This window comes from Thalassospira australica (assembly GCF_044790785.1).
Taxonomy (GTDB): Bacteria; Pseudomonadota; Alphaproteobacteria; order Rhodospirillales; family Thalassospiraceae; genus Thalassospira; species Thalassospira australica_A.
Genome location: NZ_CP085258.1, coordinates 1,273,082 through 1,291,506 on the forward strand (window position 1 = coordinate 1,273,082; position 18,425 = coordinate 1,291,506).

The following is an 18,425-nucleotide window of genomic DNA, read 5'->3' on the forward strand; positions in this document are numbered from 1 at the left end:
CCCGCAGCCCAAAAGGCGTGCGGGGTTTTCTTTTAATGGTGCCGGCAGAGAGACTCGAACTCCCAACCTTCGGATTACAAATCCGCTGCTCTACCAATTATAGCTATGCCGGCCAAGCGGCGCGAAACATAATCCGGGCCGTTCGCGAATGCAAGACTTTGAAACAGGGAAAAGATCAGAAAATTGCATCCCTGAAAATCACGGTCCTGTCGCGGATGCGGGCCCGCCGTGATGCCGGTTTGGCATCACGGGATTCGCCAAAGGTTTTCAGCCGCGTGTCCGGTACAGTTCGTAAAGGGCAACCGCGGCCGCGTTGGACACATTGAGGCTTTCGATGCGGTCCGACATCGGCAGTTTGACGAGGAAGTCGCAATTTTCGCGGGTCAGGCGGCGCAGGCCTTCGCCCTCGGAGCCCATGATGATGCCGACCCGGCCCTTGAGCTTGGCTTCGGCCAGCGTTTGTTCGGCATAGCCATCCATACCGGCCAGCCAGAAGTGGGCGGCTTTGAGTTTCTCGATGGTCTGGCTGAGATTGCCGGCATGGATATAGGGCACGGTTTCAAGCGCGCCGCTGGCCGATTTGGCGAGAACGCCGGTTTCGGGCGGGGCGTGACGGTCGGGCACGATGACGGCCGCGGCACCAAAGGCGGCCGCACTGCGGAGAATCGCGCCGACATTGTGCGGGTCGGTGACCTGATCAAGGATCAGGACCGTGCATTGTTCCTCGTCCCTGGTGTCGGTAATCAGTTCTTCGACCGAAATCTGGGGCAGGGGGGCGCAATGCATCGCCATGCCCTGATGGACCGTGCCCGGCGGCAGCATTTCATCCAGATCGGTGCGCCCGGCGGCGTCGAGCTGGACATCGGTGCGTTCGGTATCGGCGAGGGCGGCGACAATTTCATCGCGCACGGCCTCGGACGCCCAGATTTTGTGAATCGTGCGTTGCGGATTGTAAATCGCGTTCAGAACCGGGTGACGACCGAAAAGAATCAGGCGCGAAGCGCTGCTCGCATTGCCGCCGTCGCGGCCGCGTTTTCGTCCGCGACGCGAATTGCCGTCACGTTTATCATCGTCTTGCGGGAAGCTGTCGCCCGGACCGGTTCCGCTGGAACGGTTGGCTGAACGGGAATTGTTGCGACGCGACATAATAGCGGAAACCTCCGGGCGGTAAGGATGTGAATGCGGTTTGTTTCGCTTTGGAACGAAAGCATGGGGAACATATAGGAAAGGAAATGCGATTTCGTGTTTTTTTTGCTGTTGACAAGGCAGGGCCCTGCAACGTATTCCCTCCCTCGCCGAACGAAGCCGGGGGCAACCCCGACAACGTTTTGACCCTGATGGAGGGGTGGCAGAGCGGTCAAATGCAGCGGACTGTAAATCCGCCGACTTAGTCTACGCAGGTTCGAATCCTGCCCCCTCCACCATTCTCTCGCCCTCGCGAGAGCTCGCAATGAGAAATATGCGGGTGTAGCTCAATGGTAGAGCAGAAGCCTTCCAAGCTTACGACGAGGGTTCGATTCCCTTCACCCGCTCCAGATTTTATATGATCCCGTCGGCTCGTGCGGTGGGTTCTTACGTGTTTTTTTTGGTTCGGATTAGGATCTGAGTGTAATGGCTAAAGAAAAGTTTGCGCGTACAAAACCGCACGTGAACGTCGGCACCATCGGCCACGTTGACCACGGTAAAACCACGCTGACCGCAGCGATCACCAAAGTTCTCGCAGAGAGCGGCGGGGCATCGTTCCAGGACTACAGCATGATCGACAAGGCCCCGGAAGAGAAAGCTCGTGGTATCACGATCTCGACCGCGCACGTCGAATATGAAACGGCGAACCGCCACTATGCGCACGTCGACTGCCCGGGCCACGCTGACTATGTCAAGAACATGATCACCGGTGCGGCACAGATGGACGGCGGCATCCTGGTTGTTTCGGCAGCTGACGGCCCGATGCCGCAGACCCGCGAGCACATCCTGCTTGCGCGTCAGGTTGGCGTTCCGGCCCTCGTCGTGTTCATGAACAAGGTTGACCAGGTCGATGACGAGGAACTCCTCGAACTCGTCGAAATGGAAATCCGCGAACTTCTGTCGTCCTACGACTTCCCGGGCGACGACATTCCGATCGTCAAGGGTTCGGCTCTGGCAGCCCTTGAAGGTCGTGATGACGCGATTGGCAAAGAAGCGATCCTGAAGCTGATGGAAGCTGTTGACAGCTACATCCCGGCCCCGGAACGTCCGAAAGACCGTCCGTTCCTGATGCCGATCGAGGACGTGTTCTCGATTTCGGGTCGTGGTACGGTTGTGACCGGCCGTGTTGAAACCGGTATCGTCAAGGTTGGTGAAGAAGTCGAAATCGTCGGTATCAAAGACACCGTCAAAACGATCGTCACCGGCGTTGAAATGTTCCGCAAGCTGCTCGATCAGGGTGAAGCTGGCGACAACATTGGCGCGCTGCTGCGCGGCACCAAACGTGAAGACGTCGAGCGTGGCCAGGTTCTGGCGCATGTCGGCTCGATCAAGCCGCACACCAAGTTCACTGCAGAAGCCTACATCCTGACCAAGGATGAAGGAGGCCGTCACACGCCGTTCTTCTCGAACTACCGTCCGCAGTTCTACTTCCGTACCACTGACGTCACCGGCTCGATCGAGCTGCCGGCAGGCACGGAAATGGTTATGCCGGGCGACAACGTCCAAATGACCGCGACCCTCATTGCACCGATCGCAATGGACGAAGGTCTGCGTTTCGCAATCCGTGAAGGCGGTCGTACCGTCGGCGCGGGTGTCGTTGCGAAAATCATTGAATAATTTTTGAAGATTTGCACCATTGGGTGCTTGATCTTTGAGGTGCGGGCGGATATAAGCCGCCCGCACACCCTGCCGCCCGGGCGGGGTTGCGTCGGAAAGAGCTGAAGAAATTCAACTTTCTGATTTGCTTGTAGGAGTGTAGCTCAGTTGGTAGAGCATCGGTCTCCAAAACCGAGGGCCGTGGGTTCGAGTCCCTCCGCTCCTGCCATTTACCCGGGTCCTGGAATTGAATTTTTGAAAGCGGTGTAACCCCGACAATGGCTAAAACGTCGCCGGCACAATTCGTACAGCAGGTTCGCACCGAGGCCAAAAAGGTCTCGTGGCCGTCCCGCAAGGAAACGACCGTTTCGACCATCATGGTTTTCATTATGGTGGCTTTGGCGTCTGTTTTCTTTTTTGTTGTCGATCAGCTTCTCGCCTGGGGCGTTCAGCTGGTCTTTGGTGTCGGGAGCTAGGTCATGGCGCATCGCTGGTACGTGCTTCACGTCCATTCGGGTTTCGAGAAAAAGGTCGCCCAGTCGATCCGCGAACAGTCCATCAAGAAAGGTCTTGAGGGCGAAATCGTCGAGGTCCTGGTTCCGACCGAAGAGACTGTCGAGGTCCGTCGTGGTGCAAAGGTCAATGCCGAGCGGAAGTTCTTCCCGGGCTATGTCCTTTTGAAGATGGATCTGACGGACGAGAGCTGGCATCTGGTCAAGAACACCGCCAAGGTCACCGATTTCCTTGGCAGCCGTGGCAAGCCGATGCCGATTTCCGAAAAGGAAGCCCAGCACATCCTGCATCAGGTGCAGGAAGGTGTCGAGCGTCCGAAGCCGACCATTTCGTTCGAGGTTGGCGAGGAAGTCCGTGTTTCCGACGGCCCGTTTGCATCGTTTAACGGTGTCGTCGAAGGGGTTGATGAAGAACGTTCGCGCCTTAAGGTGTCGGTCTCGATCTTCGGTCGTTCAACCCCGGTCGAGCTGGAATATACCCAGGTCGAAAAGCTTTAACGAGCTTATCAAGTGAAGTTTCTGTCTGCGTGATGCAGGCAGTTTTTAAAGCGCGGGAGGTCAGCCATGACCGTACCGCGCGCTTCTGTAATGAGGTACTCTAATGGCGAAGAAAATCGACGGCTATATCAAGCTGCAGATTCCCGCCGGCAAAGCCAACCCGTCGCCGCCTGTCGGCCCGGCTCTTGGTCAGCGCGGCGTGAACATCATGGAATTCTGCAAGGCGTTCAACGCGGCGACCCAGCAGATGGAACCCGGTATGCCGATTCCGGTCGTCATCACCGTTTATTCCGACCGTTCCTTCAGCTTTGTCACCAAAACCCCGCCGGCATCCTACTTCCTGAAAAAGGCAGCGGGCATTCCGAAGGGTTCCGGTACGACCGGTAAAGGTTACATCGGTAAAGTGACCAAAGCACAGGTCAAGGAAATCGCGGAAGCCAAAATGGCTGACCTCAACGCATTTGACGTTGAAGGCGCGATGGCGATGATCGAAGGTTCTGCCCGTGCTATGGGCCTCGAGGTTGTGGAGTAAGACGATGGCCAAGACTGGTAAGCGCCTTGCCCAGGCTTATGAGGGCATCGATCGTAACACCCAGTACGAACTGACCGCCGCGGTCAAGCTCGTCAAGGACGGTGCAAAAGCGAAATTCGACGAAACCGTTGAAATCGCAATGAACCTTGGTGTTGATCCGCGTCACGCAGACCAGATGGTCCGTGGTGTTGTTTCGCTTCCGCATGGTACCGGTAAAACCATGCGCGTCGCCGTCTTCGCAAAAGACGCCAAAGCAGAAGAAGCCCAGAAAGCTGGTGCGGACGCTGTTGGCGCCGAAGACCTGATGGAAGCAATGCAGAAAGGCGATCTGAACTATGATCGCGTTATTGCAACCCCGGACATGATGGCTGTTGTCGGCCGTCTCGGTAAGGTTCTGGGCCCGCGCGGCCTGATGCCGAACCCGAAACTCGGCACCGTGACCATGGATGTTGCCCAGGCTGTTTCCGATGCCAAAGCCGGCCAGGTTCAGTTCCGCGCTGAAAAGAACGGTATTGTCCATGCCGGTATCGGCAAGGCTTCGTTCAGCGAAGAACAGCTTGTTGAAAATGCCAAGGCATTTGTCAGCGCGATCGTCAAAGCAAAACCGACGGGCGCAAAAGGTGTATACCTGCAGCGCGCCGCCATCAGCTCGACCATGGGCGCTGGCGTGAAACTGTCGATTGCGGATATCGCGTCGAAGTAATTCAAGAATTCTGACCGGTCGCATGCGGCCGGTCAGGACCGGAGAGGATCGCAAGGTTCTCTCTACCTGTCTGTCCCAGACTGCAGGTGGACGGTATTTGCCGTTCTTAATCTCCTGCATAGGCAGAGGTTCCGGTTTTTAGTTTTCCCCGGTTACGGGGCATCACAAAAGGCTTGGACATCTGGCAAAACGGACGGGCGTCACAGACCGGTTCGAAAGGACTGGTCACGTCTGTGAACCCCCCATGGGGTTCAGGGCAATAAGCAATGTCGGAGACTTAAAGTGAACCGCGATGATAAAACACAGTTCGTAGCAGACATGCGCGAAGTGTTCGAAGGTGCGGAAGGCGTGATCGTTACCCAGTACAAAGGGTTGACGGTTGCGGAAATCACCGCTCTTCGTGCGCAGATGCGTGATGCTGGTGCGGGCTTCAAGGTCACCAAAAACCGGCTTACGCGACTTGCTCTGGAAGGCACCAAATTTGCCGGTCTTGCAGACCACTTCACCGGCCCGACCGCGATCGCCTACTCGGCTGATCCCGCGTCGGTCGCGAAAGTGGCCTCAACGTTCGCAAAAGCCAATGACAAGCTCGTTCTTGTTGCTGGCGCCATCGGTGAACAGATTCTGGACGAACAGGGCGTCAAAGCTCTGGCAGAACTGCCGTCGCTGGACGAACTGCGTGCGAAACTGGTGGGTATGATCCAGACCCCGGCACAGCGTATCGCTACGCTGACCTCCAAGCCGGCGGCCCAGATTGCCCAGGTGCTGAAGGCATACGCCGAAAAAGGCGAAGCCGCGTAACCCAATTTACCAACTTATCCAAGTTCAAGCCTAGGAGTTTATACAAATGGCCGATCTTAAGGCACTCGTTGAAGAGCTTTCGAAGCTCACCGTTCTTGAAGCTGCAGAGCTTTCCAAACTTCTCGAAGAAGAGTGGGGCGTTTCCGCTGCTGCTCCGGTTGCTGTTGCTGCTGCTGGTGGCGCTGCTGCCGGTGCTGCTGCTGCCGAAGAAAAAACCGAATTCGACGTTATCCTGGCTTCTGCTGGTGACAAGAAAATCAACGTCATCAAAGAAGTTCGCGCAATCACCGGTCTTGGCCTGAAAGAAGCCAAAGACCTGGTCGAAGGCGCACCGAAAGCTGTTAAAGAAGGCGCGTCGAAAGACGAAGCCGAAGCGATCAAGAAACAGCTTGAAGAAGCTGGCGCAACCGTCGAACTCAAGTAATCGACGGCTTCTTGCCAAGGTTTGGGTCGGCGTCCTTTCGGGGCGCCGGCCTATCCGTCTCTGCATTTCGGGCAATGGGTGTCCGGCCTGTCGGGACGCGAAAAGGAAATTTACGGTTGACGCTGCCAAAGGTAATCGTACATAACGTAAGGCCGTTTAGGTCAGAGGTTATCTTTGACGGCGTCGACAGCCGAGGGATCAGTGATCTCATTCATGTTGGATGTCACATAACATCCACGGTCATAATCAAGTGAACGCCCGCCCCGTACGGGGCTCGGGCGTCGTTGTGCTGTATGCTTTTTGCATAGTGGCACGGGGACGAACGAGTTACGACGGTGTGGGGAGGCGCGATTAAAGGAACGATGATGGATAAGTCCTTTACCGGTCGAAAGCGCATCCGCAAGAGCTTTGGACGGATCAGCGAAGTCGCTCCGCTCCCGAACCTGATTGAGGTTCAAAAGAATTCTTACGACAAGTTTTTGCAGACTGGTACCCCGCAGGAGCAGCGGGACGATGCCGGCCTCCAGGAAGTGTTCAAGAGCGTCTTTCCGATTAAAGATTTCTCAGAGCGCGCAACCCTCGAATTTGTTTCGTATGAGCTGGAGCAGCCCAAATACGATACCGAGGAGTGCCGTCAGCGTGGCATGACCTTTGCCGCGCCGCTGCGCGTGACACTGCGTCTGGTTGTCTGGGATATTGACGAAGATACCGGTGCACGTTCGATCCGCGATATCAAGGAACAGGACGTGTATATGGGCGACATGCCGCTCATGACCGAACACGGTACCTTTATCGTGAACGGCACCGAGCGTGTGATCGTCTCGCAGATGCACCGTTCGCCGGGCGTCTTCTTTGACCACGACAAGGGCAAAAGCCACAGCTCGGGCAAGTACCTGTTTGCTGCGCGCGTGATCCCGTATCGTGGTTCGTGGCTCGATTTCGAGTTCGACGCGAAAGACATCCTGTATGTCCGTATCGACCGTCGCCGCAAACTGCCGGCGACCACGCTGCTTATGGCTCTTGAAAATGAAGAGTCCGAGGCCCTGCGTGCACAGCGTGCCGAAGAAGGCCGCTCTGTCGATCCGTCGGAAATCGAAGGCCTGACGCCGGAAGAAATCCTCAACTATTACTACGAGTCGGCAGAATACCGCCGCACCAAGGATGGTTGGGTTACCGATTTCAATGCAGATCGCTATATCGGTCAGAAGCTGGTCTTTGACCTGCTTGACGCCGACAGCGGTGAAGTTGTTGCCGCCGCCGGCAGCAAGATCACCAAGCGTTCGGCTGCCAAGATCGTCGAGCAGGGTGTCAAACACATCCTGGTGCCCGAAGAACAGCTTAACGGCTGGTTCATGGCAGAAGACCAGATCGACGGCGAAACCGGTGAAATTCTGGCCGAAGCAGGCCACGAACTGACCGAAGGTGTGTTCGAGCAGCTGAAAGAATGGGGTGTCGACACCATTCGTCTGCTGATGATCGATCACAACAATGTCGGTGCGTATCTGCGCAACACCATTGCACTGGACAAGAACAGCAACCGCGAAGAAGCCCTTGTGGACATCTATCGCGTCATGCGCCCTGGCGAGCCGCCCACCATCGAGGGTGCGGAAGCCATGTTCAAGGGTCTGTTCTTTGATGCAGAGCGTTACGACCTCTCGGCTGTTGGCCGTGTGAAAATGAATGCGCGCCTTAATCTGGAATGCCCGGATACGGTTCGTGTTCTGCGTCGTGAAGACATTCTGGAAGTCGTCCGCGTTCTGATCGACCTGAAAGACGGTCGTGGCGAAATCGACGATATTGACCATCTTGGCAACCGTCGTCTGCGTTCGGTCGGCGAGCTGATGGAAAACCAGTTCCGTGTTGGCCTGCTGCGTATGGAACGTGCGATCCGCGAGCGTATGAGCTCGGTCGAGATCGACAACGTCATGCCGCATGACCTGATCAATGCGAAGCCGGTTGCGGCTGCTGTTCGTGAATTCTTCGGCTCCTCGCAGCTGTCGCAGTTCATGGACCAGACCAACCCGCTTTCGGAAATCACCCACAAGCGTCGTCTTTCGGCACTTGGACCGGGCGGTTTGACCCGTGAGCGTGCAGGTTTCGAAGTTCGTGACGTTCATCCGACCCACTATGGTCGTATCTGCCCGGTTGAAACGCCGGAAGGTCCGAACATCGGTCTGATCAACTCGCTGGCGACCTTTGCCCGCGTCAACCAGTACGGCTTCATCGAAAGCCCGTACCGCAAGGTTGTCGATGGCGTGGTTACCTCCGAAGTCATCTATCTTTCGGCCATCGAGGAAGGTCGCTATGTCATTGCACAGGCGAACGAACCGCTGACCAAGGAATTCGGCTTCGAAAACGAACTGATCAACACCCGTAAGGCCGGTGACCACTATATGGCCCGCTCCGAAGAGATCGACCTTATGGACGTCTCGCCGAAGCAGCTTGTATCGGTCGCATCCGCGCTCATTCCGTTCCTTGAGAACGATGACGCGAACCGCGCACTGATGGGCTCGAACATGCAGCGTCAGGCGGTTCCGCTGATCCGCTCCGAAGCGCCGTATGTCGGGACCGGTATGGAAGTTCCGGTGGCACGTGATTCGGGGGCAACCCTGATCGCACGCCGTGACGGTGTTGTTGAATCCGTTGACGCGACCCGTATGGTTATCCGCGCAACCGGTGACATTGCCGCCTCGGAATCGGGTGTCGATATTTACACCCTGCTGAAATACCAGCGTTCCAACCAGGGTAGCTGCATCAACCAGCGTCCGCTGGTGAAGGTGGGCGATGTTGTCCAGAAGGGCGACATCATCTCGGATGGTCCGTGTACCGATATGGGTGAACTGGCCCTGGGTCGTAACGTGCTGGTCGCGTTTATGCCCTGGAACGGTTACAACTTCGAGGATTCCATCCTTCTGTCCGAGCGTATCGCACGTGATGACGTTTATACCTCGATCCATATCGAGGAATTCGAAGTCATGGCCCGCGATACCAAGCTGGGTCAGGAAGAGATCACCCGTGACATTCCGAACGTCGGTGAAGAAGCCCTTAAAAACCTCGACGAGGCGGGCATCGTTTACATCGGTGCGGAAATCAAACCGGGCGATATCCTTGTCGGTAAAGTGACGCCGAAGGGCGAAAGCCCGATGACGCCGGAAGAAAAACTTCTGCGCGCCATCTTCGGTGAAAAAGCATCCGACGTCCGTGATACGTCGCTGCGTGTCCCTCCGGGACAGTTCGGTACCGTTGTTGAAGTCCGCGTGTTCTCGCGTCGTGGCGTTGACAAGGACGAACGTGCCCTGGCAATCGAACGTTCCGAAATCGAACGTCTTGCAAAAGACCGTGATGATGAACGTGCGATCCTGGAACGCAACTTCTATGGTCGTCTGAAAAACCTGCTGCTTGGCCAGACCCTGGTTGACGGACCGAAAGGTCTGAATGGCGAGATCACCGAAGACGCCCTTTCGGGTGTTGCTCGTGGTCTGTGGCGTCAGATTGCCGTTGCCGATGACAATGTCATGTCCGACATCGAAGCCCTGAAGAAACAGTTCGAGGAATCGATTGCTGTTCTGCAGGCTCGTTTCGACGACAAGGTCGACAAGCTTCAGGCTGGTGACGAACTGCCGCCGGGCGTGATGAAGATGGTCAAAGTCTTCGTTGCAGTTAAGCGCAAGATGCAGCCGGGCGACAAGATGGCCGGCCGTCACGGGAACAAGGGTGTCGTATCGCGCATCATGCCGATGGAAGACATGCCGCATCTCGAAGACGGTACGCCTGTCGATATCGTTCTGAACCCGCTTGGTGTTCCGTCGCGTATGAACGTCGGCCAGATCCTTGAAACCCACCTTGGTTGGGCGTCACGTGGTCTGGGTGAACAGATCGGCGAGCTTGTCGATGCTGTTGCCGATGGTCGTGCCGAGATGGACAGCCTGCGTGGCAAGCTCAATGAAGTGTACGAGGACGAGCAATACGTCACCGGCATCAAAGAGCTGAGCGATGGCGATGTTATCGAGCTTGGTAACAACCTGCGTCGTGGTGTGCCGATGGCAACCCCGGTCTTTGACGGTGCACGTGAACCTGATGTGGTTCGCATGCTCGAAAAAGCCGGCCTTGATGGTTCTGGCCAGGTCGACCTGTATGATGGTCGTACCGGCGAGAAATTCCATCGCAAGGTGACCGTGGGCTACATCTACATGCTCAAGCTGCATCACCTGGTCGACGACAAGATCCACGCCCGTTCGATTGGTCCGTACTCGCTTGTTACCCAGCAGCCGCTGGGTGGTAAGGCACAGTTCGGTGGCCAGCGTTTCGGGGAGATGGAAGTGTGGGCACTCGAAGCTTACGGTGCTGCCTACACCCTCCAGGAAATGCTTACTGTCAAGTCGGACGATGTTTCGGGCCGTACCAAGGTCTATGAGGCGATCGTTCGTGGCGAAGACACCTTCGAGGCGGGCATTCCGGAATCCTTTAACGTTCTCGTTAAAGAACTTCGGTCGCTGGGTCTCAATGTCGAGCTCGAGCAAGACGACCTTTAATAGCTTGGCGGGCGGGTACCATTCGGGTGTCCCGTCCGCCATCAAGCATCTTTCGGCCTGAAAATTGGCGAAACCCGGCGAGACCGGGCATAGCGGGAGAGCCTTTATGAACGAGTTGATGAAGATCTTCGGGCAGCCGCAGGGCACCCAGAGCTTCGATCAGATCCGGATTCAGATTGCCAGCCCGGAGCGTATCCGCTCCTGGTCGTTCGGCGAGATCAAGAAACCGGAGACCATCAACTACCGGACCTTTAAACCGGAGCGCGACGGCCTGTTCTGTGCGCGCATTTTTGGTCCGGTGAAGGATTACGAATGCTTGTGCGGCAAGTACAAGCGTATGAAATATCGCGGCATTATCTGTGAGAAGTGCGGCGTCGAAGTGACTCTGGCCAAAGTACGTCGCGAGCGTATGGGCCACATCGAACTGGCGGCACCGGTTGCCCATATCTGGTTCATGAAGTCGCTGCCGAGCCGCCTTGGTCTGCTGCTGGACATGACGCTCAAGGATCTTGAGCGCATTCTGTATTTCGAAAACTATGTGGTCATCGAGCCGGGTCTGACCCCGCTCAAGATGGGTGAGCTTCTTTCTGAAGATCAGTACATGACCGCACAGGAAGAGTATGGCGAAGACAGCTTCCGTGCCGGTATCGGCGCCGAAGCGATCCGCGACATGCTTGCAGCGATCGATCTTGATGACGAACGCGAAACCGCGAAAATCGACCTCAAGGAAACCAATTCCGAAGCCAAGCGCAAGAAGCTGGTCAAACGCCTGAAGCTGATCGAAGCTTTCCAGGAGTCCGGTGCGCGTCCGGAATGGATGATTCTTGAAGTGATTCCGGTCATTCCGCCAGAACTGCGTCCGCTGGTTCCGCTGGATGGCGGCCGTTTCGCAACGTCCGATCTGAACGACCTTTACCGTCGTGTGATCAACCGTAACAACCGTCTGAAGCGCCTGATCGAGCTTCGTGCGCCCGATATCATCGTGCGTAACGAAAAACGTATGCTTCAGGAATCGGTTGACGCGCTGTTTGACAACGGCCGTCGCGGTCGTCCGATCACCGGTGCCAACAAGCGTCCGCTCAAATCGATGTCGGACATGCTTAAAGGCAAGCAGGGTCGTTTCCGTCAGAACCTTCTGGGTAAACGCGTCGACTATTCCGGTCGTTCGGTTATCACGGTTGGTCCGAACCTGAAACTGCATCAGTGCGGCCTGCCGAAGAAAATGGCGCTCGAACTGTTCAAGCCGTTCGTCTATGCGAAGCTTGAACTGTACGGGATGGCAACCACCATCAAGGCTGCAAAGCGTATGGTGGAAAAAGAGCGTGCCGAAGTCTGGGATATCCTTGAGCAGGTTATCCGTGAACATCCGGTCATGCTTAACCGTGCGCCGACCCTTCACCGTCTTGGTATCCAGGCGTTCGAGCCGACCCTGATCGAAGGTAAGGCAATCCAGCTGCATCCGCTCGTTTGTACGGCTTTCAACGCCGACTTCGACGGTGACCAGATGGCCGTTCACGTGCCGCTGTCGCTTGAAGCGCAGCTTGAAGCACGTACCCTGATGATGTCGACCAACAACATCCTTTCGCCGGCTTCGGGTAAACCGATCATCGTGCCGTCGCAGGATATTGTCCTTGGTCTTTACTACATCTCGATGGAACGCGACGGTCAGCCGGGCGAGGGCATGTCCTTTGTCAATATCGCTGAAATCGAACAGGCTCTTGATGCCGGTGTTGTGACCCTGCATTCGAAAATCAATGCACGTTACAAAACGGTTGATGAAAACAACGAGCCGATCACCATCCGTGTTCAGACCACGGCGGGTCGCATGTTGCTGTCCGAACTGCTGCCGCGTCATCCGCGCATTCCGTTCGCGACCATCAACAAGCTGCTGACCAAGAAAGACGTCTCGAACGTTATCGATGTCGTCTATCGTCACTGTGGCCAGAAAGAGACCGTTATCTTTGCTGACCGCATGATGGCTCTTGGCTTTAACTGGGCATGCAAAGCCGGTATTTCGTTTGGCAAGGATGACATGATCATTCCGGAAGCCAAGGAAACCCTGGTTGGTGCGACCCATGACAAGGTCAAGGAATACGAGCAGCAGTACCAGGACGGTCTGATCACGCGTGGTGAGAAATACAACAAGGTCGTCGACGCCTGGTCGCAATGCACCGATGACGTTTCCGAAGCGATGATGAAAGTCATCTCGGCAACGGCAGAAGGTGACAATGTGAACTCGGTTTACATGATGGCGCACTCCGGTGCCCGTGGTTCTGCCGCCCAGATGCGTCAGCTCGCAGCGATGCGCGGCCTGATGGCAAAGCCGGACGGCTCGATCATCGAGACTCCGATTATCTCGAACTTCAAAGAAGGCCTGACCGTGCAGGAGTACTTCAACTCCACCCACGGTGCCCGTAAAGGTCTGGCCGATACCGCATTGAAAACGGCGAACTCGGGTTATCTGACCCGTCGTCTCGTCGACGTCGCACAGGACAGCATCATCACCCAGCATGATTGCGGTACCGAACGCGGCCTCGATATTGCTGCGGTTGTCGATTCCGGCGAAGTTATCGAGACGCTGTCTGATCGTATCCTCGGTCGTTTCACCGCTGACGAGATTGTCAATCCGTCAACCGGCGAAGTCATCGTGCCGAAGAACGAAATGGTTGTCGAAGATCACCTTGACCTGATCGAAAAAGCCGGTGTTGAAACCGCGCGTATCCGTTCGGTTCTGACCTGTGATGCCGAAACCGGCGTTTGCGGTCATTGCTATGGTCGTGACCTGGCACGCGGTACCACGGTGAACATTGGTGAAGCTGTCGGTGTTATTGCCGCACAGTCGATCGGCGAGCCGGGCACGCAGCTTACGATGCGTACGTTCCACATTGGTGGTGCGGCACAGCGTGGTGCGGAAGTTTCCGGTGTCGAAGCCAACTTCGATGCAACCGTGAAACTGAAGAACCGTGCCGTCGTTACGAATTCAAGCGGTGTCATGATCGTCATGGCGCGTAACCTTGAAATTCTGCTGATCGACAAGACCGGCCGCGAACGTGCGAAATACCGCGTTCCGTATGGTGCGAAACTTCTTGCCGATGACGGTGACCAGATCACGCGTGGCCAGAAACTGGCCGAATGGGATCCGTACACCCTGCCGATCATCACCGAGAAAGAAGGTTATGTGAACTATGTCGACCTTCTCGAGAACGTAACCATTCGCGAAGTCTATGACGAAGCGACCGGTATCGCCTCGAAAACGGTTATCGACTGGAAGAGCATGCCCAAGGCATCCGACCTCAAGCCGCGCGTTACGCTCCGTAACGAAGACGGCGAGGTCATCAACCTGGATAACGGCCTTGAAGCCCGTTACTTCCTGTCGGTTGATGCCATTCTCTCGGTCGAGAACGGTCAGAAAGTCAACGCCGGTGACGTGCTTGCACGTATTCCGCGCGAAGGTTCGAAGACCCGTGACATCACCGGTGGTCTGCCGCGTGTGGCTGAATTGTTCGAGGCGCGCAAGCCCAAGGACCACGCCATCATCGCCGACATCGCCGGCCGTGTCGAATTCGGCAAGGACTACAAGAACAAGCGTCGTGTCATCGTGCATCCGCTTGAAGACAGTGGTCTGACCGAACCGGTTGAATACATGATCCCGAAAGGCAAGCATCTTGCCGTTCAGGAAGGGGACTTCGTGGAGAAGGGCGACCAGTTGCTTGACGGTTCGCCGGTCCCGCACGATATCCTGCGCGTCATGGGCGTTCCGGCACTGGCCGACTACCTGGTCAACGAGATTCAGGAAGTCTACCGTTTGCAGGGCGTGAAGATTAACGACAAGCACATCGAAGTCATCGTTCGTCAGATGCTTCAGAAAGTGGAAGTGACCAAAACCGGTGACACCACGCTTCTGGTTGGCGAAATCATCGACCGTGTCGATTTCGATGCCGAAAACGAACGTGCCGTCAAAGAAGGTGGCGAACTGGCCGAAGCTGCACCGGTCCTTCAGGGGATCACCAAAGCTTCGCTCCAGACGCATTCCTTCATCTCGGCCGCATCGTTCCAGGAAACCACGCGCGTTCTTACCGAAGCAGCCGTGTCGGGCAAAACCGATACCCTGATCGGTCTGAAAGAAAACGTGATCGTGGGTCGTCTGATCCCGGCAGGTACCGGTGCGGTGATGAACCGCTTCCGCGCCCTTGCCGCCGAACGCGACAAGAACGTACAGATCGAGGCAGAAGAGGAAATCGGCGACAATTTCGGACCTCAGTCCGATGCCGAGTCCCCGTCCTTGCCGGCCGGCGAGTAAAATCGCCGCGCAAGCTTGTTAAAGAATCAGAGGCGAACCGGGAATTATCTATCGATGCACCGGTTCGCCTCGGCGTTTGAAGCGCCAACTCGAAGGCCCAAAGGGTTTTGCTTGACGCGAAATGGGGCCGTCACTAGTATGCGCCCACCGAATCTCGGGGGGTGTAGCTGTGCCGGTGCCAAATCGCTTGGCAGCGGGCGGTTTTGCCCCCCGTCGCTTGAGTGCGACTCTAACGGCCGTCGAGGGCAGGATGATCCTGCGTAATGGGCGGTCCGTATTTGCGTTTGCAGAATTTGCAAACGCATGCGGTCGTTCGTCGTGCGTCGATAGAGCAGCGCCCTTGTGGCGTCCGTTAAAGTACAAAGGGAAAGTTAATGCCCACTATCAACCAGTTGATCCGCAAATCGCGGACTCCGCGCACCCAGCGCGACATGGTTCCGGCACTGGAAGCCTGCCCGCAGAAACGCGGCGTATGCACCCGTGTCTACACCACGACCCCGAAGAAGCCGAACTCGGCACTTCGTAAGGTTGCCCGTGTCCGTTTGACCAACGGCTACGAAGTCACCAGCTACATTCCGGGTGAAGGTCACAACCTGCAGGAACACTCTGTCGTCATGATCCGTGGCGGCCGCGTAAAGGATTTGCCGGGTGTGCGTTACCACATCATTCGCGGTACCCTCGATACGCAGGGTGTCAAAGACCGTAAACAGCGTCGTTCGAAATACGGCGCGAAACGCCCGAAATAAGGAGCAGCTCAGATGTCACGTCGTCACGCTGCTGAAAAGCGCGAAGTTTTGCCTGACGCCAAATATGGCGATAAGGTTCTGACCAAATTCATGAACGGTCTGATGCTCGACGGTAAAAAATCCGCCGCCGAGAAGATCGTTTATGGCGCACTGGAAGTCATGGAAGGCAAGGGTGCCGATCCGGTAGCCCAGTTCCATGAAGCCATGGACAACGTAAAGCCGAACGTCGAAGTTCGTTCGCGCCGTGTCGGTGGTGCTACCTATCAGGTTCCGGTTGAAGTTCGTTCCGAGCGCCGTCAGGCACTGGCCATTCGCTGGCTGGTTGACGCTGCCCGCAAACGTTCCGAAACGACCATGGTTGGTCGTCTCGCCGGGGAACTGATGGACGCTGCCAACAACCGTGGCTCGGCCGTCAAGAAGCGCGAAGACACCCACCGGATGGCCGAAGCCAACAAGGCTTTCGCTCATTACCGCTGGTAATCCAGACCTCAGGATCAAGAGTCGATTATGGTACAACGCACTCCGATCTCTCGGTATCGCAATATTGGCATCATGGCACACATCGATGCTGGTAAAACGACGACCACCGAGCGAATTCTTTTCTACACCGGCAAGTCCTACAAGATCGGCGAAGTCCACGACGGCGCCGCGACCATGGACTGGATGGAACAGGAACAGGAACGCGGCATCACGATTACGTCTGCCGCGACGACCTGCTTCTGGAAAGACAACCGCATCAATATCATTGATACCCCGGGCCACGTTGACTTCACGATTGAAGTTGAACGTTCGCTTCGTGTTCTCGATGGTGCATGCGCTGTTTTCGATGCCGTTTCCGGTGTTGAACCGCAGACCGAAACCGTATGGCGCCAGGCTGACAAGTACCGCGTTCCGCGTATGTGCTTTGTCAACAAAATGGACCGTACCGGTGCGGACTTCTTCCGCTGCGTCAAAATGATCAAAGACCGTCTCGGTGCCAATGCCGCTGTCATGCAGTTGCCGATTGGTTCCGAAATGGAATTCGAAGGCGTTGTCGATCTGGTTAAAAACCAGGAAATCGTCTGGAAAGACGAAAGCCTCGGCGCTGAATTCGAATATCGCGACATCCGCGATTCGCTCAAAGACCAGGCTGAAGAGTACCGTGAAGCTCTGATCGAACAGGCTGTTGAGTGTGACGAAGCTGCCATGGAGGCTTACCTCGAAGGCGAAATGCCATCCGAGGAAGTTCTCAAGAAGTGTATCCGTAAAGGTACGCTGAAAGGCGAACTGGTTCCGGTCCTTTGCGGTACTGCGTTCAAGAACAAAGGCGTTCAGCCGCTTCTTGATGCCGTCATCGATTACATGCCGGCACCGGACGACATCGAAGACGTGCGCGGCATCAAGCCGGGCACCGAAGACGAGCCGGACTCACGTCCGCTGAACGACGAAGCACCGTTCTCCGGTCTTGCATTCAAGATCATGAGCGACCCGTTCGTTGGCTCGCTGACCTTCGTTCGTATTTATTCCGGTATGCTTGAAGCCGGTTCGTATGTTCTGAACTCTGTCAAAGAGAAGAAAGAACGTATCGGCCGTATGCTGCTTATGCATTCAAACAACCGCGAAGAAATCAAATACGCTTGCTCGGGCGACATCGTTGCTCTGGTCGGTCTGAAGGATACCACCACCGGTGACACCCTTTGCGACACTGCCAAGCCGATCATCCTTGAGCGTATGGAATTCCCGGATCCGGTTATCGAGATCGCTGTAGAGCCGAAATCGAAAGCCGACCAGGAGAAAATGGGTCTCGCCCTTGCACGTCTTGCACAGGAAGATCCGTCGTTCCGCGTGAAAACCGACCACGAATCCGGCCAGACCATCATTTCCGGTATGGGCGAGCTTCACCTCGACATCATCGTCGATCGCATGAAGCGTGAATTCAAAGTCGAAGCAAATGTCGGCGCGCCGCAGGTTGCTTATCGTGAGACGATTTCCCAGGAAGTCGACATCGATTACACCCACAAGAAACAGTCGGGTGGTTCGGGTCAGTTCGCACGTATCAAGTTGACCTTCACCCCGGGTGAACCGGGCAGCGGGTTCTCCTTCAAGGATACCGTCGTTGGCGGTAACGTTCCGAAGGAATACATTCCGGGCGTTCAGAAAGGCCTTGAAACCTCGCTTAACAACGGTGTGATCGCCGGCTTCCCGGTTACCGACTTCTCGGTCACCCTGACCGACGGTGCATATCACGACGTTGACTCGAGCGTGATGGCCTTCGAAATCGCAGCACGTGCTGCCTTCCGTGAAGGTCTCTCGAAAGCTCGTCCGAAGCTTCTTGAGCCGATCATGAGTGTCGAAGTTGTGACGCCGGAAGAATACATGGGCGACATCATTGGTGACCTTAACAGTCGCCGTGGTCAGGTCCGTGACATGGATTCCCGTGGTATTGCACGCGTTGTTAGCGCGTTTGTCCCGCTGGCGAACATGTTCGGTTACGTCAATACACTGCGTTCCATGTCCCAGGGCCGTGCCCAGTTCGTGATGCAGTTCGATCATTACGCCGATGTCCCGCAGGCAGTTGCGGACGAAGTCAAGGCCAAGTCGGCCGGCTAAGGCGAAG

Annotated in this window: 13 protein-coding genes and 4 tRNA genes; 15 read left to right on the plus strand and 2 right to left on the minus strand. The window is 56.2% G+C overall.

The window, feature by feature from the left end:
- Window positions 1-36: 36 nt before the first annotated feature.
- Together LG297_RS06030 and rlmB are read right to left on the minus strand one after the other, a co-directional pair.
- Window positions 37-113 (minus strand) — tRNA-Thr (locus tag LG297_RS06030).
- 154 nt (window positions 114-267) lie between these two features.
- The gene (rlmB, locus tag LG297_RS06035) at window positions 268-1,146 is read right to left on the minus strand and encodes a 23S rRNA (guanosine(2251)-2'-O)-methyltransferase RlmB (protein WP_404426049.1); all 879 of its coding nucleotides are present in this window, start codon (window positions 1,144-1,146) and stop codon (window positions 268-270) included.
- A 193-nt stretch (window positions 1,147-1,339) separates the two neighbouring features.
- On the opposite strand from rlmB, the gene LG297_RS06040 reads away from it, so the two are divergent.
- The 15 genes from LG297_RS06040 (at window position 1,340) to fusA (ending at window position 18,418) form a co-directional block, all read left to right on the plus strand.
- Window positions 1,340-1,424 (plus strand) — tRNA-Tyr (locus LG297_RS06040).
- Between the two features lie 37 nt (window positions 1,425-1,461).
- Window positions 1,462-1,535: transfer RNA gene (locus LG297_RS06045), tRNA-Gly, on the plus strand.
- A 76-nt stretch (window positions 1,536-1,611) separates the two neighbouring features.
- On the plus strand, window positions 1,612-2,802 hold the full coding sequence (gene tuf, locus LG297_RS06050) for an elongation factor Tu (RefSeq protein ID WP_040059651.1): 1,191 nt from the start codon (window positions 1,612-1,614) through the stop codon (window positions 2,800-2,802).
- Between the two features lie 132 nt (window positions 2,803-2,934).
- A tRNA-Trp gene (locus LG297_RS06055) sits at window positions 2,935-3,010 on the plus strand.
- Between the two features lie 49 nt (window positions 3,011-3,059).
- Window positions 3,060-3,257 carry a preprotein translocase subunit SecE gene (gene secE, locus LG297_RS06060; RefSeq protein WP_404426050.1) on the plus strand — a complete coding sequence of 66 codons (198 nt, stop codon included), beginning with the start codon at window positions 3,060-3,062 and terminating at the stop codon, window positions 3,255-3,257.
- Window positions 3,258-3,260: 3 nt separating this feature from the next.
- Window positions 3,261-3,791, plus strand: coding sequence for a transcription termination/antitermination protein NusG (gene nusG, locus LG297_RS06065; RefSeq protein ID WP_404426051.1), 531 nt, complete (start codon window positions 3,261-3,263; stop codon window positions 3,789-3,791).
- 103 nt (window positions 3,792-3,894) lie between these two features.
- Window positions 3,895-4,323: a 50S ribosomal protein L11 gene (gene rplK / locus LG297_RS06070; RefSeq protein WP_062952272.1), complete on the plus strand. Its 429-nt coding sequence runs from the start codon at window positions 3,895-3,897 to the stop codon at window positions 4,321-4,323.
- Between the two features lie 4 nt (window positions 4,324-4,327).
- Window positions 4,328-5,026 (plus strand): 50S ribosomal protein L1, encoded by a 699-nt coding sequence (gene rplA, locus LG297_RS06075; RefSeq protein WP_007092432.1) that lies wholly within the window; start codon window positions 4,328-4,330, stop codon window positions 5,024-5,026.
- Between the two features lie 282 nt (window positions 5,027-5,308).
- A complete protein-coding gene (gene rplJ, locus LG297_RS06080) occupies window positions 5,309-5,827 on the plus strand; it encodes a 50S ribosomal protein L10 (protein ID WP_404426052.1) in 519 nt (172 codons plus the stop codon).
- A gap of 46 nt (window positions 5,828-5,873) precedes the next feature.
- Entirely contained in the window at window positions 5,874-6,251 is a 378-nt protein-coding gene (rplL, locus tag LG297_RS06085) for a 50S ribosomal protein L7/L12 (RefSeq protein WP_404426053.1), read from the plus strand.
- Between the two features lie 365 nt (window positions 6,252-6,616).
- Window positions 6,617-10,783, plus strand: a complete 4,167-nt coding sequence (rpoB, locus tag LG297_RS06090; protein ID WP_404426934.1) for a DNA-directed RNA polymerase subunit beta — start codon at window positions 6,617-6,619, stop codon at window positions 10,781-10,783.
- Between the two features lie 106 nt (window positions 10,784-10,889).
- A complete protein-coding gene (gene rpoC, locus LG297_RS06095) occupies window positions 10,890-15,083 on the plus strand; it encodes a DNA-directed RNA polymerase subunit beta' (RefSeq protein WP_404426054.1) in 4,194 nt (1,397 codons plus the stop codon).
- 374 nt (window positions 15,084-15,457) lie between these two features.
- On the plus strand, window positions 15,458-15,829 hold the full coding sequence (rpsL, locus tag LG297_RS06100) for a 30S ribosomal protein S12 (protein WP_007092427.1): 372 nt from the start codon (window positions 15,458-15,460) through the stop codon (window positions 15,827-15,829).
- A 12-nt stretch (window positions 15,830-15,841) separates the two neighbouring features.
- Window positions 15,842-16,309: a 30S ribosomal protein S7 gene (gene rpsG / locus LG297_RS06105; RefSeq protein WP_007092426.1), complete on the plus strand. Its 468-nt coding sequence runs from the start codon at window positions 15,842-15,844 to the stop codon at window positions 16,307-16,309.
- A 27-nt stretch (window positions 16,310-16,336) separates the two neighbouring features.
- Complete coding sequence (gene fusA / locus LG297_RS06110) at window positions 16,337-18,418, plus strand: elongation factor G (RefSeq protein WP_404426055.1); 2,082 nt, start codon at window positions 16,337-16,339, stop codon at window positions 18,416-18,418.
- The last annotated feature ends 7 nt before the right edge of the window (window positions 18,419-18,425 follow it).

What these genes read in the sequence shown, in the direction of transcription:
- rpoC (WP_404426054.1), top strand. Translation starts at nt 10,890, where the DNA reads ATGAACGAGTTGATGAAGATCTTCGGGCAGCCGCAGGGCACCCAGAGC.
- rplL (WP_404426053.1), top strand. Translation starts at nt 5,874, where the DNA reads ATGGCCGATCTTAAGGCACTCGTTGAAGAGCTTTCGAAGCTCACCGTT.
- nusG (WP_404426051.1), top strand. Translation starts at nt 3,261, where the DNA reads ATGGCGCATCGCTGGTACGTGCTTCACGTCCATTCGGGTTTCGAGAAA.
- rpsL (WP_007092427.1), top strand. Translation starts at nt 15,458, where the DNA reads ATGCCCACTATCAACCAGTTGATCCGCAAATCGCGGACTCCGCGCACC.
- secE (WP_404426050.1), top strand. Translation starts at nt 3,060, where the DNA reads ATGGCTAAAACGTCGCCGGCACAATTCGTACAGCAGGTTCGCACCGAG.
- rpoB (WP_404426934.1), top strand. Translation starts at nt 6,617, where the DNA reads ATGGATAAGTCCTTTACCGGTCGAAAGCGCATCCGCAAGAGCTTTGGA.
- rplA (WP_007092432.1), top strand. Translation starts at nt 4,328, where the DNA reads ATGGCCAAGACTGGTAAGCGCCTTGCCCAGGCTTATGAGGGCATCGAT.
- rpsG (WP_007092426.1), top strand. Translation starts at nt 15,842, where the DNA reads ATGTCACGTCGTCACGCTGCTGAAAAGCGCGAAGTTTTGCCTGACGCC.
- tuf (WP_040059651.1), top strand. Translation starts at nt 1,612, where the DNA reads ATGGCTAAAGAAAAGTTTGCGCGTACAAAACCGCACGTGAACGTCGGC.
- rplK (WP_062952272.1), top strand. Translation starts at nt 3,895, where the DNA reads ATGGCGAAGAAAATCGACGGCTATATCAAGCTGCAGATTCCCGCCGGC.
- fusA (WP_404426055.1), top strand. Translation starts at nt 16,337, where the DNA reads ATGGTACAACGCACTCCGATCTCTCGGTATCGCAATATTGGCATCATG.
- rlmB (WP_404426049.1), bottom strand. Translation starts at nt 1,146, where the DNA reads ATGTCGCGTCGCAACAATTCCCGTTCAGCCAACCGTTCCAGCGGAACC.